Below are 15,942 nucleotides of genomic sequence, written 5' to 3' on the forward strand. Positions count from 1 at the left end.
GCAATCGGGAACTCGAATGAAAGTGGACGTCAGGGCGCAGCGACGATCAGCGCGTCCTTGAACCCGCGCGCGACCGCCCGTTCGCGAGCTTTCGCAGCCGCCGCGCGATCAGGCAAGGGCCCGATTCGAACGAGATGAAGCTTGCCCGCCGCGACCACCTCACCGTCCAGCTCGCGCGCCACGCTGTCGGCCCTTTCGCGGATGGACAGCACGGCAACGCGCACGAAATAGCCGGTTCCCGCGGGAACCGCGACACGCGTCGGTTTCGCCACCGACCGTACGGGCGGGGTCGCCCGCCTGCGGGTCGGCGCGGTGACCGAAGGCGTCGGTGCCGATGCGGCCGGCTGGGCGCGCGCGGCCAGCGTCGCGCGCAGTCCGGCGAGCAAGGCGGGCGGTGAGTCGAGCCGCGCCGCTGCCTTGCCACCCGCCCGCAACGCCGCGCGATCGGCCGCCGAGGCCACCACCTTGCGCAGCCGCACCGCATCGCCCGCCGCGATGCCGAGCGCGTCGGCCAGCGCGGGGGAAATCGACGCGATCCGCCCGCGGTCCGCCGCGCCGGCCTGGACGATCGCCAGCACGTTGTGGCCGTTGCCAAGCGCCGTCACCTCGACCACGTCGCCTGCGGCGAGTGCGGGATGGACGACCCGCATCCCGGCCAGGTCGGACTGCACGCCGACCGGCCCGACCTCGTCATGGCGCGCGGCAGCACCTTCGCCCGAACTGCCGCGCGGTTTGTCCGCCGCGTCTGCGGGATAAAGCGTGGCGGGCGTGTCCTGTGCTGCCGCAGTGGCCGCGCCCAGCGACAGCAGCGCCGCCAATGTCAGGTCAACGCGCGACTTCATCGGCCAGCAATCCCACCGAAAGCGCATAGAAATTGGAGCAGTTATAATCGAGGATGACCCGGTAGTTGCCGGTCAGCAGATACGCGGTCTGCCCCGGCCCGTCGGGCTCCAGCAGGGTCGCCAGCACGTCGTCGGCGGGCCATGCGCCATTTTGCGGTACGATTCCCAGCGCCCGCCATTCCGCCATCGTCCGCCACCGGCTGTGCCGCTCATGCACGCGCGGGCAGCGCGGCGAGACGGTCGCGTTGCCCAGCGCGCCGCGGTCCAGCGTCGCCGGCACGTTCACCGCGACGCCCCAGGGCTGGCCCTTCCGCCAGCCCGCGTCGACGAGGTAATTGCCGATCGACGCGAGCGCGTCGGCTTCGCTGCGCCAGATATCGGCCGTGCCGTCGCCGTCGCCGTCGCGCGCCACGCGCAGGTAGATGGAAGGCAGGAACTGGGGATAGCCGGTCGCCCCGGCCCAGCTGCCCTTCAGCCGTTCGCGCGGGATGCCACGATCGATCAGCTTGAGCGTCGCGATGAATTCGCCCGCGAACAGCTCGCGCCGCCGCCCCTCATAGGCCAGCGTCGCCAGCGCGCGCGGCAGGTCGAAATCGCCGGTATAGCCGCCATAATTGGTCTCATGCCCCCAGATCGCGACCATGATCGATTCGGGCACGCCAGTGTCGCGCTCGATCCCGGCAAGGCGCGCGCGATTGGCCTGATAGGCGACCCGCCCGCGGCTGATCCGCGCCGCATCGACATGCCGCGCGCGATAGGGCGCAAATGCGGGGATCGCCGCGGTCGACCCGCCGCCGGGCTGCGCGCGGTCGAGCTCGATCACGCGCGGGTTGAGCGTCAGCGTGGGGAAGACCGCGTCGGCGGTTGCGCGCGACACCCCGGCGGCGGTCGCCTGCCCGCGCAGTTCCTCCAGGTAGCGCGCGAAGCCCGCATCGTCCTGCGCGGGCGCGGCCGGGCCCAGAACGAGCGTCGCCGCACCGACCGCGGCAAGCGTGAACGGGCGAAATGATGAACGCAGCTTTCTTAACATCCCAGTACCCTGCCACAGCCCGCGCGCGCGATGAACCCCCGTTTGGCTCAGGGCGCGACATGCGGCTTGCGCGCGATCCGAAAGCCGATCAAATGGCCACGCCGGGACGGATGGGTGGCCGAGTGGTTTAAGGCAGCGGTCTTGAAAACCGCCGTGGGTGCAAGCTCACCGTGGGTTCGAATCCCACCCCATCCGCCACATTTTGAATCGGGCCGGTTCGCAAAGGACAGTTACGCGGAATTACCCCCAGACGTCCTGCTCAAACCTCGCACTCGATGTCAATAAAAGCATCCAACTATCTATAACAAAAAACGAATTTCCCTCTCAGTAAACCTTTCAGGCCGGTCGCCTTTTGGTCGAGGCGGCGAAGTTCGGCATTGGACAGGTTTCCGGGCATTTCGTAGACGCGATTTGCCGATGGGATTGAACCGATAACCGGTTCGTTCAAATGTCAAATGGTGTGGGTGTGTGCGAACACGCCTGAAAAGGGGGGAAAGCCTGCATGAGCGCCGGTCAGATCATTTGCTTCGGCGAGCTCCTGCTGCGGCTGGCTGCGCCGGGGCGGGAGCTGCTGATGCAGAGCGGCCGTTTCGATGTCGAGGTCGGCGGCGCGGAGGCAAATGTCGCGGTTGCGCTTGCCTGCCTGGGTCATGCCAGTGCGCTGATCAGCATCGTCCCCGACAATGCGCTGGGGCGCGGGGCCGTCTCCGCGGTGCGGGCCCGTGGCGTCGATTGCAGCCGGGTGTCCTGCGGGGACGGACGCATGGGTCTGTATTTCCTGTCGCCGGGCAGTGGCATGCGCCCGGCCGAGGTGATTTACGATCGCACCGCCTCGGCCTTTGCCGATGCGCCCGCCGATGCGTTCGACTGGCCCAGCCTGCTGACCGGCGCCGCGCGGCTGCACGTCTCCGGAATCACTGCGGCGCTTGGGCCGAACGCCGCGCAGGCCGCGATCGACGCTGTGACGTTCGCGCGATCGGCGGGAATCCCGGTATCGTTCGACTGCAACTATCGGTCAAAGCTTTGGGAACGCTGGACCAGCGATCCGCGCGCGACGCTGTCGACGCTCATTGCCGCGGCCGACATGCTGTTCGGAAATCACCGCGATGTCAGCCTGCTGCTCGACAAGCCATTCGACGGGAATGATCCCGACGGCCGCCGCCGTGCGGCGGAAGCGGCATTCGGCACGTTTCCCGGTCTCAGATACATCGCGTCGACCGCGCGCGAGGTCCAGACCAGCGACCGCCACGCCCTGTCCGCACGGATCGACACGCCCGCGCAAGGCCACGAGACCGACGCGGTCGTGGTCGACGGCATCGTCGACCGGATCGGCGCGGGGGATGCGTTTGCGGCCGGCATCCTGCACGGCCTGCATTGCGGCCAGGACTTGCAGGGCATTGCCGCGTCGGGACTGGCGCTGGCCTGCCTGAAACACACCCTGCCCGGCGATGCGAGCCTGTTCGGGCGCGCCGATATCGCGCTGTTCCATTCGGGCGCGCGGGACGTCCGGCGCTAGGCGCGCGGTCGGGATGCGCGGCGGCCTCGCCCGGATGACGTCATCGCCCGGAAACGCTCAGAAGGACCGCACAAGCCTGAAATTGATCTTCGGCGTGCGATCGCCGGTGTCGTAGCGTCGTCCGGTCAGCGGGGCGGCAACTTCAAGGCTTGCCCCGAATTTCGGGGTGATATCCGCCCTGATCCCGCCGCCGGCCGAGGCGAGCGAACCGCTGCCGAAGCCGCTGCGCAGGTTCGTCACCCTGCCGCCGTCGACAAAGGCGTAAAGCTGGGCCCGTCGTGCGATGCCGAATGGGCGGTCGATCGCGTAGCGCAATTCGGCCAGGCCCATCGCGCCCTGATCGCCGCTGCGTTCCGACCAGTCATATCCGCGCAGGAAACCGGTGCCGCCCAGCCCGATTTCGGCTGCGATGAGCAGGGGTTGCGACGAAAGCTGGGTCAGCGCCGCCAGCCTCACGCTCGCATTGCCGCCAAGGTCGCGCGACCAGTCGGTCCACAGGCTGACCGTGGTGTAGGTCGCATCCGCATCGCGCCGCGACGCCATCGGATCGCCGGCATCGGTCGCGCCGAAAAGGTCGAGGCCCTGCAACACGCTCGCGCTGATACGCAACCGGCCGCCGGCGATGTCGCGATGGCCATAGATCGTGCCGCGCGCGGTGGCCATGCGATCGTCGCGAACCAGCTGGCCGGCGCGTGACTGCATCAGGTTACGGACGCCGAATTCGCCTTCGAACCAAAGGCTTGTCGAGCGACGCCGCCACAGTGGATGAAGAACCGCACCGCCGACATACCAGCTATGGCTGCGGATCCGGAACGGCTCGAGGTAGGCACCGGGGCGCGCGCCCGATCCTGTCGCCGTCACCGACACTTCGGTCCCGCTGCGGTTGATGCGCTTTTCATAGCGGATCCGGCCGAACTGCAGCTCGTTCGGCTCGATCGCGGTTCCCGACCAGGTCAGCGTCAGCGAATCGTCGGTGGCCAGCAGCGCATTGAAATCGACGTCGAGCGTCAGCTGTTCGGGGCCGATCGGCCGGGTCCCTTCGTTTGCGAACGTAAGCCGCCCGGCGATCCGGTCACGGACGACGCGCACGACCAGTATCCCTCGCCCGCCCTCACGCACGAACCGGCTGCTGCGAATCTGCACGCCGTCGATATCGCCGGCGATCAGCAACCGCCGTTCAAGCGCGCCGACATGCACCGGCGCGTCGCTGATCAGCGGGCTCAGCGCCGCGCGCACCGCCCGGTCCTCGGCACCGTCGAAGCGGATCTCCTCGATCCGGCCCTCGTCGACCTCGATGGTCAGCACGCCATTCTCGATCTGCTGGACGCCGATCCAGGCGGACGCGAACACCAGTCCCCGCGCACGGGCGCGTTCCGCGATGTCGGAAGCCAGCCGGGCAAGCGCGTCGGGGGTCAGCGTGCGCCCCACCCGCGTGGCGAGCAGGTCGGCGAAATCGGCCGGGGCCAGGCTGCGCAGCCCTTTTAGGGCGATCGCGCCCACCATCACCGCGCGACTTGACGGGGACGCCGCCGTTGCCGGCTGGTCGACATCGACCTGAACGGGTTCGCTTTCGGTGCGGGTGTCGGCCGGCGCGCGCTCCTCGCGCGTGGCGGGCGGCTGCACGCGGTCGAGCGCATTTTGTCCGAAAGCAGGGGCTCCGAACGGAAGCGCAACGAAAAGGGCGAGCGCGCAGAGGGTGTTGCGGATCGTGGACATGGTCAACCTTCGCCGCCGCAATAGCGTGCCAAGCGTTACAACTTCCTCAAGAGATCAGTGCGTTAACCAGGCATGAAAACATCCGCGAAAGCCTCGCCCGATAAATGGCAAACTCCATACAAAGGTTTTGACCATGAATCGGTTCGCTCAGATCGCCGCAATTGCATTCCTGATGTCCGCCAGCCCGGCGGCATTGGCCCAGGGCAACGGCTGGACCGTCAGCGAAGCATCCGGGCCGGTGACGATCCAGGACGCGGCCGGCAAGCACGCGGCGAAACGCGGCACGCCGGTCGCCGAAGGTGCCACCGTCGCGACTGGTGCGGGCGGACGCGTCGTGGTGGTGCGCGGCAAGGATTTCATGACCGTCAACGCCAACAGCCGCGTGCGCATCCCGCAAGCGACGGCGGAGCGCGGCGTCGTCGACGTGCTGCAGGACTGGGGCAACGCGATCTTCCAGATCGAGAAGAAGCCCAATCCGCATTTCGGCGTGCGCACCCCCTATCTGGCCGCGGTGGTGAAGGGCACGACCTTCTCCATCACCGTCACCGACCAGGGATCGTCGCTTCAGGTCGTCGAAGGAGCCGTGGAAACCGCGACGAGCGACGGCGGCGCGCGCGAACTGATTCGTCCGGGTGTGGTGGCGATCGTGTCTGCCGCGGACCGGTATCGACTGACCGTGCAGGGCCAGGATACGCGGACGATCGATTCGCCCCAGCGCAGTGCGCCGGGCGGGGCTGCGCCCACCCCGGCCGAGGCCGATGACGCCGCACAGATCGATTCCAACACCGACGGCCAGGTCGCTGTCACGACGCCCGCAAGCGTGGATAGCGCGGTCGAGATCGAGCAGGTTCAGATGATCACCAGCCCGATCACGGCCACCGCAGCGGATCTCGGGAAGGTGACCAATGGCCTGGTCGGCGGTTCGACCGCGATGCAGATCGCCAGTATCGAGGCAGCGACGATCCGCGCGGTGATTGCCGATGTGCGCGCCCCAACGATTGATGACGGTGTGGCCAACAGCCTGGACGGCAACGCCAGCGGCAATAACGGCGGCAACGGCGACGGAAGCGCTGCCGGCAATGACAACGGCAATGCCGGTGGCAATGACAACGGCAATGCCGGCGGGAACGGCAACGGCAACGCCGGCGGGAACGACAACGGCAACGCTGGCGGCAACGGCAACGGCAATGCCGGCGGGAACGACAACGGCAATGCTGGTGGCAACGACAACGGCAATGCTGGTGGCAACGGCAATGGCAATGCCGGCGGCAACGGCAACGGGAACGCCGGTGGGAACGACAATGGCAATGCCGGTGGCAACGGCAATGGCAATGCTGGTGGCAACGACAACGGCAATGCTGGCGGCAACGGCAATGACAATGCCGGTGGGAACGGCAATGGCAATGCCAGCGGGAACGGCAACGGCAATGCCGGCGGGAACGGCAACGGCAATGCCGGTGGCAACGACAATGGCAACGCTGGCGGGAACGGCAATGGCAACGCCGGTGGGAACGGCAACGGCAATGGCAACGCCGGTGGGAACGACAACGGCAATGCTGGCGGAAACGGCAATAGCAACGCCGGTGGCAACGGCAATGCCGGTGGGAACGGCAACGGCAATGCTGGCGGGAACGGCAACGGCAATGCTGGTGGCAATGACAACGGCAATGCCGGTGGGAACGGCAATGGCAACGCCGGTGGGAACGGCAACGGTAACGCCGGTGGCAACGACAACGGCGGCGCCGGCGAGAACGACAACGGTAACGCGGGCGGCAATGGCAACGGCGGCGGCAAGGGCAAGGACCGGTAACCTCACACCGTCGCCCTGTTGACGCGCCGTTAGCACCCGGGTGCTACGATGCGCGCCGAAGGTTGGCACGCACTTGCACGAGAGATTGAACCATCACTGGCGGCTGGCCGCGGCGGCGTTGAGCTGTGCGCTCGCCCTCGCGACCGGCATTCTCGGGTGGGGGGTCGGCGTTGACCGGGTGATCCGGCAACTCAGCTGGCAGCTTCGCGCCCATCCCGCATCGGGCGAACTTCACATTGTCGAGATTGATGCACGCAGCATCGGGGCGATCGATCGCTGGCCCTGGCCGCGCGGCCAATATGCGCGCGCGGTCGATCGTCTTCACGCGGCTGGCGTAACCAACATAACGTTCGACGTCGATGTCTCCTCGGCCTCTGTACCGGCCGAAGATGCAGCCTTCGCCGCATCGATCGCCCGCGCCGACGGAAAGGTCGTCCTGCCGACCTTCAGCCAGCGGACCGGCAGCAATGCGGACAGCTGGACCGATTCGCTCCCGATCCCCGCCTTTCGGGCGCATGCCGCGCTTGCGGCAGTCACCGTCCAGCCGGACGCAGACGGGCTGGTGCGCCGGATGTTGCTCGGCACGGTGACGGACGGCACGCCGCGCCCTTCCCTTTCCGCCATGATCGCGGGGGTCAACGGGTCGGCCGATACCGATTTTCCGATCGACTTCGCGATCGAGCCGGGATCGATCCCCAGGCATAGTTTCATCGACATCCGTGACGGCCGCTTCGACCCCGCCACCCTTCGCGGCAAAAGTGTCGTCATCGGCGCGACCGCGGTCGAGCTGGGCGATCGTTACGCGGTGCCCAGGCATGGCGTCATCCCCGGCGTGGTGATCCAGGCGCTGGCGGCGGAAACGCTTCGCAACGGGCGCCCGCGCGAGGGCGGCTGGCCGCTTCCGCTGCTGGTCGGGCTGGGTTTGGGGGTCGCGATCCTCAATGCGCGTTCGCGTCGCACCCTGGCCGTGACAATTGTCGGCGGCCCGACCGTGCTGGTCGGCGCGGCCTTGCTCGTCGACGCGCGCCTCGACTGGATTTTCCCGCTTGCCCCCGCACTGGTCGCAATCGCCTGTGCCGGGATTGCCACGCTTTGCATGCGCGCCGCCGCCGCTGCGCGCCGTCGCAGGCTGCACGATCCCGAAACAGGGCTGCCCAATCGTCATGCGCTGATCGACGCGCTCAAGACCTATCGGGGCGAAGGCGTGCTCACCGCCTATGTCGGCGATTTCGAAAAGATCGCGGCGGGCCTGGGCGGTGCGGCGACGGCAGAGCTGGTCCGGCGCGTTCGTGACCGGGTCGCGCTCGTGTCCCAGGGGGCGACCGTCTATCGTATCGAGGATCGGGTGCTCGCCTGGCGTTGTTACGACCGGACCGACATCGAACAGCGCGTGGCGACGCTGCGCACCACGATGCTCAGCCCGATCGATGTCGCCGGGCGCCGCGTCGACGTCACCCTCGCCATCGGTTTTGCCGAGGACGCGGGGGTGGCGCATGTCGATCGCACCGTTGCCCAGGCCGGCCTCGCCGCGGCACAGGCCTTTGCGCTTGGGACCGGGTGGTACGTCCACCAGTCCCAGGACGACGAGGCGATCGACCGCGAGCTGTCGCTGCTGAGCGAGCTGGACGAGGCGATCGAACGCGGCGAGATCCAGGTCGCCTATCAGCCGAAGCTTGACCTGCGCGAGGGCAGGATCGCGAGTGTCGAGGCGCTGGTGCGCTGGCAGCACCCGGTCCGCGGCTTCCTTCGCCCCGACCTGTTCATCCCGCTCGCCGAGCAGAATGATCGCATCGCGAAGCTGACCCTGCACGTGCTTGCCCAGACGATCGACGACCTGCGCGCCTGGCGCGTTAAGGGCCATGCGATCAACGGTGCGGTCAACATCTCCGCCAAGCTGCTGAGTTCGGAAGAGTTCATCACCGCGTTGCGGGGGCTGATCGAACGCAGCGGAGTTGCGCCCGCCTCGCTCATTTTCGAAGTGACCGAATCGGCGACGATGAACGATCCCGATCGCGCGGTCGCCGCGCTGCAGTCGTTCCGCGCCATGGGCATTGCGATCTCGATGGACGATTACGGCACCGGCCAGTCGACGCTGACCTATCTCAAGCAGCTGCCGCTCAATGAATTGAAGATCGATCGCAGCTTCATTCAGTTCGCCCACCAGAATCGCAGCGACGGGGTGCTCGTCCGCTCGACGATCAACCTCGCGCACGAACTGGGGCTCAAGGTCGTGGCCGAAGGCGTCGAGGACAGCGCGTGCCTCGACTTCCTGAAGTCGATCGGCTGCGACATGGCGCAGGGCTATTTCATCGGCCGGCCGATGCCCGCCGGCGACCTGCTTCAGCGCCTGGCAAGTGACGCAGCCGGAGTGCCCGTCGAACCGGCGGCGGCTGCTGCCCCGCTGGCCCTGAAACGCGCGGGATAACCGTTCCCCGCTCGCGGTCGGCCAGCACGACGACCGAAAAAATCCTCCAGGCGTGATCTTGGTCACATTCGTCCCCGCCGCAACCGTGCAGTTACGGTGTCGGAGCGAACGAGACGACCGGTCTCCATCGAAACCGGATCGCCTCCCTCCTGAATGTCGGGTCGCAGACGCACATTCAGAGGAAGGACACATCATGCAAGGCAAGAACATCGAGGGAATGGCCAACCTGATCCGGCAGGCCAAGGAAGACCCCAAATTCTTCCACAATCTCGTCTGGAAGACCGAAGAGACGCTCGGATCGGTCGGCTTCCTCTCGCGTGAGGAAAAGGCCGCGATCCTGCGCATCAACCCCGAGGACCTGGTCGTCGGCCTGGCGACCGGGCGCTTCTCGCCCGGCAGCCTGGCGGAGAATTGCGGCGCCAGCTGCGGCGGCAGCTGCGGGGGAAGCTGCGGCGTGAGCTGCGGTGGCAGCTGCGGCGTGAGCTGCGGTGTGAGCTGCGCGACGAGCAGCCTGCGCACCGATCCCGGCAGCCTGGTGATCAACCCGGCCGAAATCGGCGAGCGGGTCCAGGCGGAGATCAACCAGCGGTTCGCCAGCTTCATGCGCTGACCGCCGGCATCCGGGTGTCCGGCGGGCACCCGGATGTCATGACGAGGGACTGAAAAGATGCAGCCGACCGACTATCTGGCAGAATTGACGTCAAGGGGCCTTGAGGTCCGCGACACCGGCGTCTGGGCGGCGGTGGGCAGGCCCGACCGCGATTTCGGCTGGAAGCTGCACATCTCGTCGATCCAGGTGGAGGCACCGACGGTGATCGCGCGCATCCTGCCGGTGCTGCGCGCGCACGACACGCCGTTCAAGATCGCCCGCGATGCACGCATCCTCGGCGAGCTGAACGAGGGGACGTTCGGCGCGACCCAGATCGGAAAGTTCGCGACGATCTATCCCGCGTCCGACACGCTGGCGCTGACGCTGGCCCGGGCGCTCCTGCCCCTGCTTTCCGGCCTGTCGGGGCCCCGGATCGTCACTGACCTGCCGCTCGGCGAAACGCTGTATGCGCGTTTCGGGCAGTTCGACCCGGCATTCACGCGCGACCGGCTCGGCAATCTGGCCGCCGGGTCGGCGCCTGCGGGGGCCGAATATCGCGTCCCTTTCGTCGCGCCCGATGGCATTGCCAATCCGTTCGCGGCCTGGCCCGCCGCCGGGGGATCGACCTCCGCGCGCTCATTGGCACCCGCCGCGACAACCGACGCGTCGCTCGCCTCGCGCCTCATCGGTCCCGGCTTCCTCCTGCTCGATTCGCTGAGCGCGCACTCCAAGGGATCGGTGTTCCTCGCCGCGGACATGCGGTCCGCCGAGCAATGCGGCCTGATCGTGCTGAAGGAAGGCCGACGCCATTGCATGTCGGACCCCAAGGGACGCGACATGTGGGACCGCCTGACGCATCAGCATGCGCTCGCCGCGTGGCTCAGCGACGATGTCGCCATTCCGCGGCACCATATGGTGTTCGATCGCGACGACAGCCTGTTCCTCGCAATCGATCATGTCGAGGGTCGCGACTTTTCCGATCGACCCGCCCGCCGCTATGATCGCGCCGATATCGCGCATCGCGAACAGCTGATCGGCGACCTGATCGGGCTCGCCGCGACGCTCGGCGACCTGCATCGCCGCGGGGTCGTCCACCGCGACCTGTCGCCCCGCAACGTCCGCGTCGGTGCGGATGGCCGGACCTGGCTCCTCGACCTCGAAATGGCGGCTCCCGTCGGCGAGCGCGACGCGCTGTTCATGCAGGGGACGATGGGCTTCATCTCGCCCGAGCAACAGGCCGGCGGCGCGGCCGCGTTTGCCGACGATCTGTACGCGGTCGGCGCGCTGATCGCCAATGCGATCACCGGGTTCGATCCCAGGCGCATGTCGCTGGCGGCGGATGCGGATCTTGCCGGTCGCCTTGCGATGCTGAGCGGTGCGCCGTCGGCGCTGGTCGCGCTGGCGGTCGATCTGCTCGCCGCCGATCCGGCCGACCGCCCGGCGATTGCCGAGGTCGAGGCCCGCCTGCGCCGGATCGATGCGCGAACGGTCGCGATCAGCTCGCTCGCCGACCGCGCGGACGACGCCCTGCTCGACGGTGCGTTGAGCTGGCTGGTCGCGGGCGGTCTGCGCGACGATCGCACGGGATTGCCGCTCTCCCCCGAACTCCAGGCACTGGGCCATGACGCCAGCCTGTCGGTGCCGCAGGCTTATCGGCTGTTCCGCAGCGCGAACCGCGGCGTCGCGGGCGTGCTCTATGGCGCGGCGCGGCTGGTGCGGCTGGGCGCGCGCGCCGCGCAGGTCGGCGATTTCGCCGAACGCGCGGTGGACTGGCTGCTCGCGCATGCGGCGACGCCCGACGATCAGATGCCCGGCCTGCATTTTGGCGAGGCGGGGGTCGCGCTCGCCTTTGTCGAGGCGGTCGACGCCGGCCTCATCGATCGCGGCCGCTGGTTCGAGGCCTATCTGGACCAGGTGTTTTCCGGCCCGCTCGACTGGCCCGATCTGACGCATGGCGCAGCCGGCCAGGGATTGGCGGCGCTCCAGGCCGCGTATGGCGCACGCCTGCCGGGGCTGGCGCGCTATGCCGACCAGTGCGCGCGCTATCTGATCGATCGTCAGCGCGCCGACGGCAGCTGGGCATGGCCCGACGGGGTCAGCGGGATGGAGGGCACCGTCTATACCGGGTTCGCACATGGCGTCGCCGGAATCGTCCACTTCCTGGCGGTGCACGCCCGCGCCCGGGGGGACCGCGACGCCATGGCGGCGGCACGGGCCGGTGGGGAATGGCTGGTTCGACAGGCGCGACGTAACGGAGCGCACAGCTGGTGGCCGCGTGCGCAGGACCCCGACGATGCGTGGCACTGGTGGTGCCATGGCGGGCCGGGGATCGCGTTGGCGCTGCTTGCGCTCTACGCGCTCGATCGCGACGCGCGCTGGGCAGACCTTGCCCGCGATGCGCTGGGTGCGCACGCGCTCAGCCCCTGTCATCCCAATCTCAGCCAGTGCCACGGCCTTGCCGGCCTGGGCGAGATTTACCTGGAGGCCGCGCGGGTCCTCGACGACCCGCAGTGGCTCGCACGCGCGCGGCGCATTTCCGCAACGCTGATCGGCCTGCAGCGCCGCGACGCGCACGGGATCTCCTGGATGGTCGAGAACCCGCACATCCCCACCGCCGACCTGATGATCGGCAGCGCCGGCGTCGCGCATTTCCTGGCGCGGCTGGCGCGTGCGGACGTCCTTGCCGTCGGCATGCCGCTGGGCGTCGACCTGACGGCGGACCTGAACCTCAAGCCCCAAGCGATGAAGGGAGCGTTGGCATGCAACTGATGACGACCATGGCCCACCCGCGCGGTCTTGCGCCGCGTCCCCCTGCGGATCGCCGGCTGGCCGACGCCCGGCGTGCGTTTCTCAAGCACGATGTCACGACCGCACCGGTCGATGCAGCCCGCGATTTCAGCAGCACTTACCTGATGAAACTCGCCACGTCGCTGCCACTGGCCGATGTCACCGCGATCATCGCCGCGGAGGAGGTTCGCGAAAGCGGCCTGGTGGCTGTCCGCAAGGGGCTGATGGTGGAGGCCGGCGACCTCTTTGCGCGCGCGGAGGCGATCGCGTCCGCGCCGGAGGTGTCGATACATGCCCAGATCGCGTCCGCCTCGTTCCAGCTGCCGGCGGAGGCGTATCTTGCCTACCGCACCGGCGATCTTCAGGGCGCGATCAACCGCCTGCTCGCCGCCATCCGCCTGTGCTGCCGTCTCGAGCGCGAATTCGGTCACGACATGGGGTTTCGTTGCCTGCATCTCGTGCGCAACGTCATCCGCACCTACAGCTATTCCGTTCCGGCCCAGGTGACGCTGGATCAGGTGCTGACGCTGCTGCGCGCGGCCGCCGACCCGTGCGCGGAATGGACGCTCGCCATCCCCGTCACGTGGCGGACCCCGGTCGCCCTGACCGATGCCCAGCGCACCGCGCTGATGGACGAGGCGCTGATGAACCTTGCGATCCCCGAGGTTGATCTGCGCGCGTGCGAAGGGCCTTCGATCGGCCCGGCGGATACCCATCCCGATTTGGTCGCCGGGCTGCACTGGATCCGCGCGTTGATCGCCCTGCGGCGCGGCAACGACGCCGACTTTTCGCGTCACGCCGCGCGCTTCCTGGAAATGGACCGGCCGAGGCTGGCGCACGCCGCCAGGCTGTTGCTCGGCGCGGTCGACGATCAACTCGGCTCGCGATCGGCGCGCGCGGATGCGTGACGGCCGTGCCGCACGCCGACGGCATGTCTCCGGCGGAAATCGTCCGGGACCGGGGCGCCGGGGCCGGCTGCCCCCGCAATTTGCGGTTGTTCGGGGTTTGCACTTGCCTTCACCGGCCGCGTTACCGCAGGGTTGCGCGGGGGCGGAGCAGCGTGCCTTGTTCCAAGGCCGGGAGTCCGTGCCGCGTGAGGGCGATATGGGCACCAGCGCGCCAGGCGAGACACCACCGGCGGAGCCCGAGGTCGCCGTTGAGCCGGAATATCGCGCATTCTTGAGCTACAGCCACAGCGACGCGCCGATCGCGCGCGCGATCCATCGCTGGCTGGAAGGGTATCGCGTGCCCCGGCATCTGGTCGGCCGTTCGACCGCGCGTGGAGTCGCGCCGCGCCGCCTGACGCCGATCTTCATGGATCGCAGCGAGCTCGCCGCGTCCGCCAGCCTGAGCGGTGCGGTGGACGAGGCGCTGGCGGCGTCCGCCTGCCTGATCGTGCTCTGCTCGCCGGCCGCGCGCGAATCTGCCTGGGTGGACCTGGAGATCCGGCGATTCCGCCAGCTGCATCCCGATCGCCCCGTCCTCGCCGCGTTGGTCAGGGGAACGCCGCAAACCGCCTTTCCGCCGGGCATCTGCCAGCCGCGGTCGTTTGGCGCCGTCGATGAACCCGCGGCGGCCGACTTCACGCGCCATGGCGACGGCCGTCTCCTCGCCTATCTGAAGCTGGTCGCCGGGGTCATCGGCGTGCCGCTCGACCTGCTGGTCCAGCGGCACGTCCAGCGGCGGCTCCGCCGCGTGGCGATCGCCACGGCGCTGGCCACGCTGTCGGTGCTGGTTCTGGCGGTGGCGCTGATCATGGCCATCCGCGCCCAGCGCGAGGCGGAGCAGCAGCGCGAACAGGCGGAACAGCTGATCGAATTCATGCTGACGGACCTTCGCGGCCGATTGCGCGGCGTGGGCCGCCTCGACGTGCTCGACGTCGTCAATCGCCGCGCCATGGCCTATTATGCGGCGCAGGGCGACCTGGCCGCACTCCCGACCGGCTCGCTCGAGCGCCGCGCGCGCGTGCTGCACGCGATGGGCGAGGACGAGCAGCGATCGGGCGCGTTCGCCACCGCTGCCGCCAAGTTCGCCGAAGCGCATCAGGCGACCGCCGCGCTGCTCGCCGCCGCGCCCGACGATCCCGAGCGCCTCTATGCGCATGCCCAAAGCGAGTTCTGGCTCGGCTATGTCGCCTTCATGCGCAAGGCGCGCCCGGCGGCGTCGGCGCATTTCGCACGATACAAGACGCTGGCGTTGCGGCTGGTGGCGGCCGATCGCAACAACCCTGCCTATCGGCGCGAACTTGCCTATGCGCACGGCAATCTCTGTTCGGTGGAGGTCGAGGATCAACGCACCCTCCCCGCCGCCCTGCAAAGCTGCGCCAGTGCGCTGGCGACGATGGCCCGCCTTTCCGCGGCTGCGCCTCACGATACCGCGCTGCGGCTCGATCTCGCCAACCGGCACGCCTGGATGGCGCAGGCGCTGGAGGCGAACGGCCAGATCACGTCGGCGCTGGCGCAGCGCCACCGCCAGATCGCGATCCTCGACCGGCTGGTTGCGGGCGATCCGCGCAACGCCCGCATCCGCCAGGACGCGGCGCTCGCGCGTTTCTCGCTGGCCCAGATCCTGCGCAAGTCCGGCGCGGAAGCGCGCGCGGTCGAAATGGCGGGCACCGCGCATGCGGCAATGGCGGCGCTCCAGCGCTCCGATCCCGCCAATCGCGACTGGAAGACCTGGAACGCCAGAATCGAGCAGCAATTTCCCTCAAATGAAAGGTGACGATGATGTGCACGACCATTCCCACGCACGTTCCGCTCAACACGCGGGCCACGGTGTCCGACGAGGTGAAGGACGTGATCGTCTTCACCGTCGGCCTTGCGGCGGACAATGGCGAGGTGCTGCTGACGCTTCAGCAACAGGATCTGAAGGTGCCCGACATCATCGCCATCGAACGCGATTCGATCGTCGAGGTTCGGCTCGAGGGCCGGCAGATCTTCTTTTCGAAGCAGTTCGACGCCGTTACCTTCAAGTCGGACCAGCGTTCGCTTTACGGCGGCATCGAATATCTCGATTATGACGAGAAGCTCGATCGCTATCGGCGCGCGCGCTTCACGGCTCGGTTCAACCGTGGCGGCAAGTTCGATACGCGTCACGGCTTCAACATCAATCTCGACCTCCTGCAGCGGGGGAAGGATCGCAAGAATGTGCGTTTCGTGCCCCTGACGGTCGATCCCGACATCACCAATCCGCCGCCGCGCATGCACAATTTCCGCTGATGGTCAGTC

Annotated in this window: 11 protein-coding genes and 1 tRNA gene; 9 read left to right on the forward strand and 3 right to left on the reverse strand. The window is 68.2% G+C overall.

All coding sequences use genetic code 11. From position 1 onward, the window contains the following. Positions 1–29: 29 nt before the first annotated feature. Positions 30–842: an SPOR domain-containing protein gene (locus tag AX676_RS03560; protein ID WP_066478708.1), complete on the reverse strand. Its 813-nt coding sequence runs from the start codon at positions 840–842 to the stop codon at positions 30–32. Beyond that, complete coding sequence (locus AX676_RS03565; protein ID WP_066478711.1) at positions 826–1,872, reverse strand: lytic murein transglycosylase; 1,047 nt, start codon at positions 1,870–1,872, stop codon at positions 826–828. Before AX676_RS03565 ends, AX676_RS03560 begins: the two co-directional genes overlap by 17 nt. A 108-nt stretch (positions 1,873–1,980) precedes the next feature. Here AX676_RS03565 and AX676_RS03570 point away from each other — a divergent pair. After that, a tRNA-Ser gene (locus AX676_RS03570) sits at positions 1,981–2,070 on the forward strand. A gap of 304 nt (positions 2,071–2,374) precedes the next feature. After that, positions 2,375–3,388 (forward strand): sugar kinase, encoded by a 1,014-nt coding sequence (locus AX676_RS03575; RefSeq protein WP_066478713.1) that lies wholly within the window; start codon positions 2,375–2,377, stop codon positions 3,386–3,388. Between the two features lie 57 nt (positions 3,389–3,445). On the opposite strand, the gene AX676_RS03580 is transcribed toward AX676_RS03575, so the two are convergent. Beyond that, entirely contained in the window at positions 3,446–5,104 is a 1,659-nt protein-coding gene (locus AX676_RS03580; RefSeq protein ID WP_066478716.1) for a ShlB/FhaC/HecB family hemolysin secretion/activation protein, read from the reverse strand. Positions 5,105–5,237: 133 nt separating this feature from the next. Between AX676_RS03580 and AX676_RS17640 the strand changes: the two genes are divergently transcribed. The 7 genes from AX676_RS17640 (at position 5,238) to AX676_RS03615 (ending at position 15,933) form a co-directional block, all read left to right on the forward strand. After that, positions 5,238–6,914 carry a FecR family protein gene (locus AX676_RS17640; protein WP_066544101.1) on the forward strand — a complete coding sequence of 559 codons (1,677 nt, stop codon included), beginning with the start codon at positions 5,238–5,240 and terminating at the stop codon, positions 6,912–6,914. 73 nt (positions 6,915–6,987) lie between these two features. Then, the gene (locus AX676_RS03590) at positions 6,988–9,339 is read left to right on the forward strand and encodes an EAL domain-containing protein (protein WP_197417049.1); all 2,352 of its coding nucleotides are present in this window, start codon (positions 6,988–6,990) and stop codon (positions 9,337–9,339) included. A gap of 193 nt (positions 9,340–9,532) precedes the next feature. Beyond that, on the forward strand, positions 9,533–9,949 hold the full coding sequence (locus tag AX676_RS03595) for a hypothetical protein (RefSeq protein WP_066480873.1): 417 nt from the start codon (positions 9,533–9,535) through the stop codon (positions 9,947–9,949). 57 nt (positions 9,950–10,006) lie between these two features. Then, positions 10,007–12,697 (forward strand): class III lanthionine synthetase LanKC N-terminal domain-containing protein, encoded by a 2,691-nt coding sequence (locus AX676_RS03600; RefSeq protein WP_066480877.1) that lies wholly within the window; start codon positions 10,007–10,009, stop codon positions 12,695–12,697. Beyond that, positions 12,688–13,623 carry a hypothetical protein gene (locus AX676_RS03605; protein ID WP_066480878.1) on the forward strand — a complete coding sequence of 312 codons (936 nt, stop codon included), beginning with the start codon at positions 12,688–12,690 and terminating at the stop codon, positions 13,621–13,623. The genes AX676_RS03600 and AX676_RS03605 overlap by 10 nt, the downstream gene beginning before the upstream one ends. 196 nt (positions 13,624–13,819) lie before the next feature. Next, positions 13,820–15,436: a toll/interleukin-1 receptor domain-containing protein gene (locus tag AX676_RS03610; RefSeq protein WP_066480880.1), complete on the forward strand. Its 1,617-nt coding sequence runs from the start codon at positions 13,820–13,822 to the stop codon at positions 15,434–15,436. Positions 15,437–15,438: 2 nt separating this feature from the next. Continuing rightward, entirely contained in the window at positions 15,439–15,933 is a 495-nt protein-coding gene (locus tag AX676_RS03615) for a nucleotide synthetase (RefSeq protein WP_066480881.1), read from the forward strand. Positions 15,934–15,942 lie beyond the last annotated feature (9 nt).

Source organism: Sphingomonas sp. CCH21-G11 (assembly GCF_001555965.1).
GTDB lineage: Bacteria > Pseudomonadota > Alphaproteobacteria > Sphingomonadales > Sphingomonadaceae > Sphingomonas.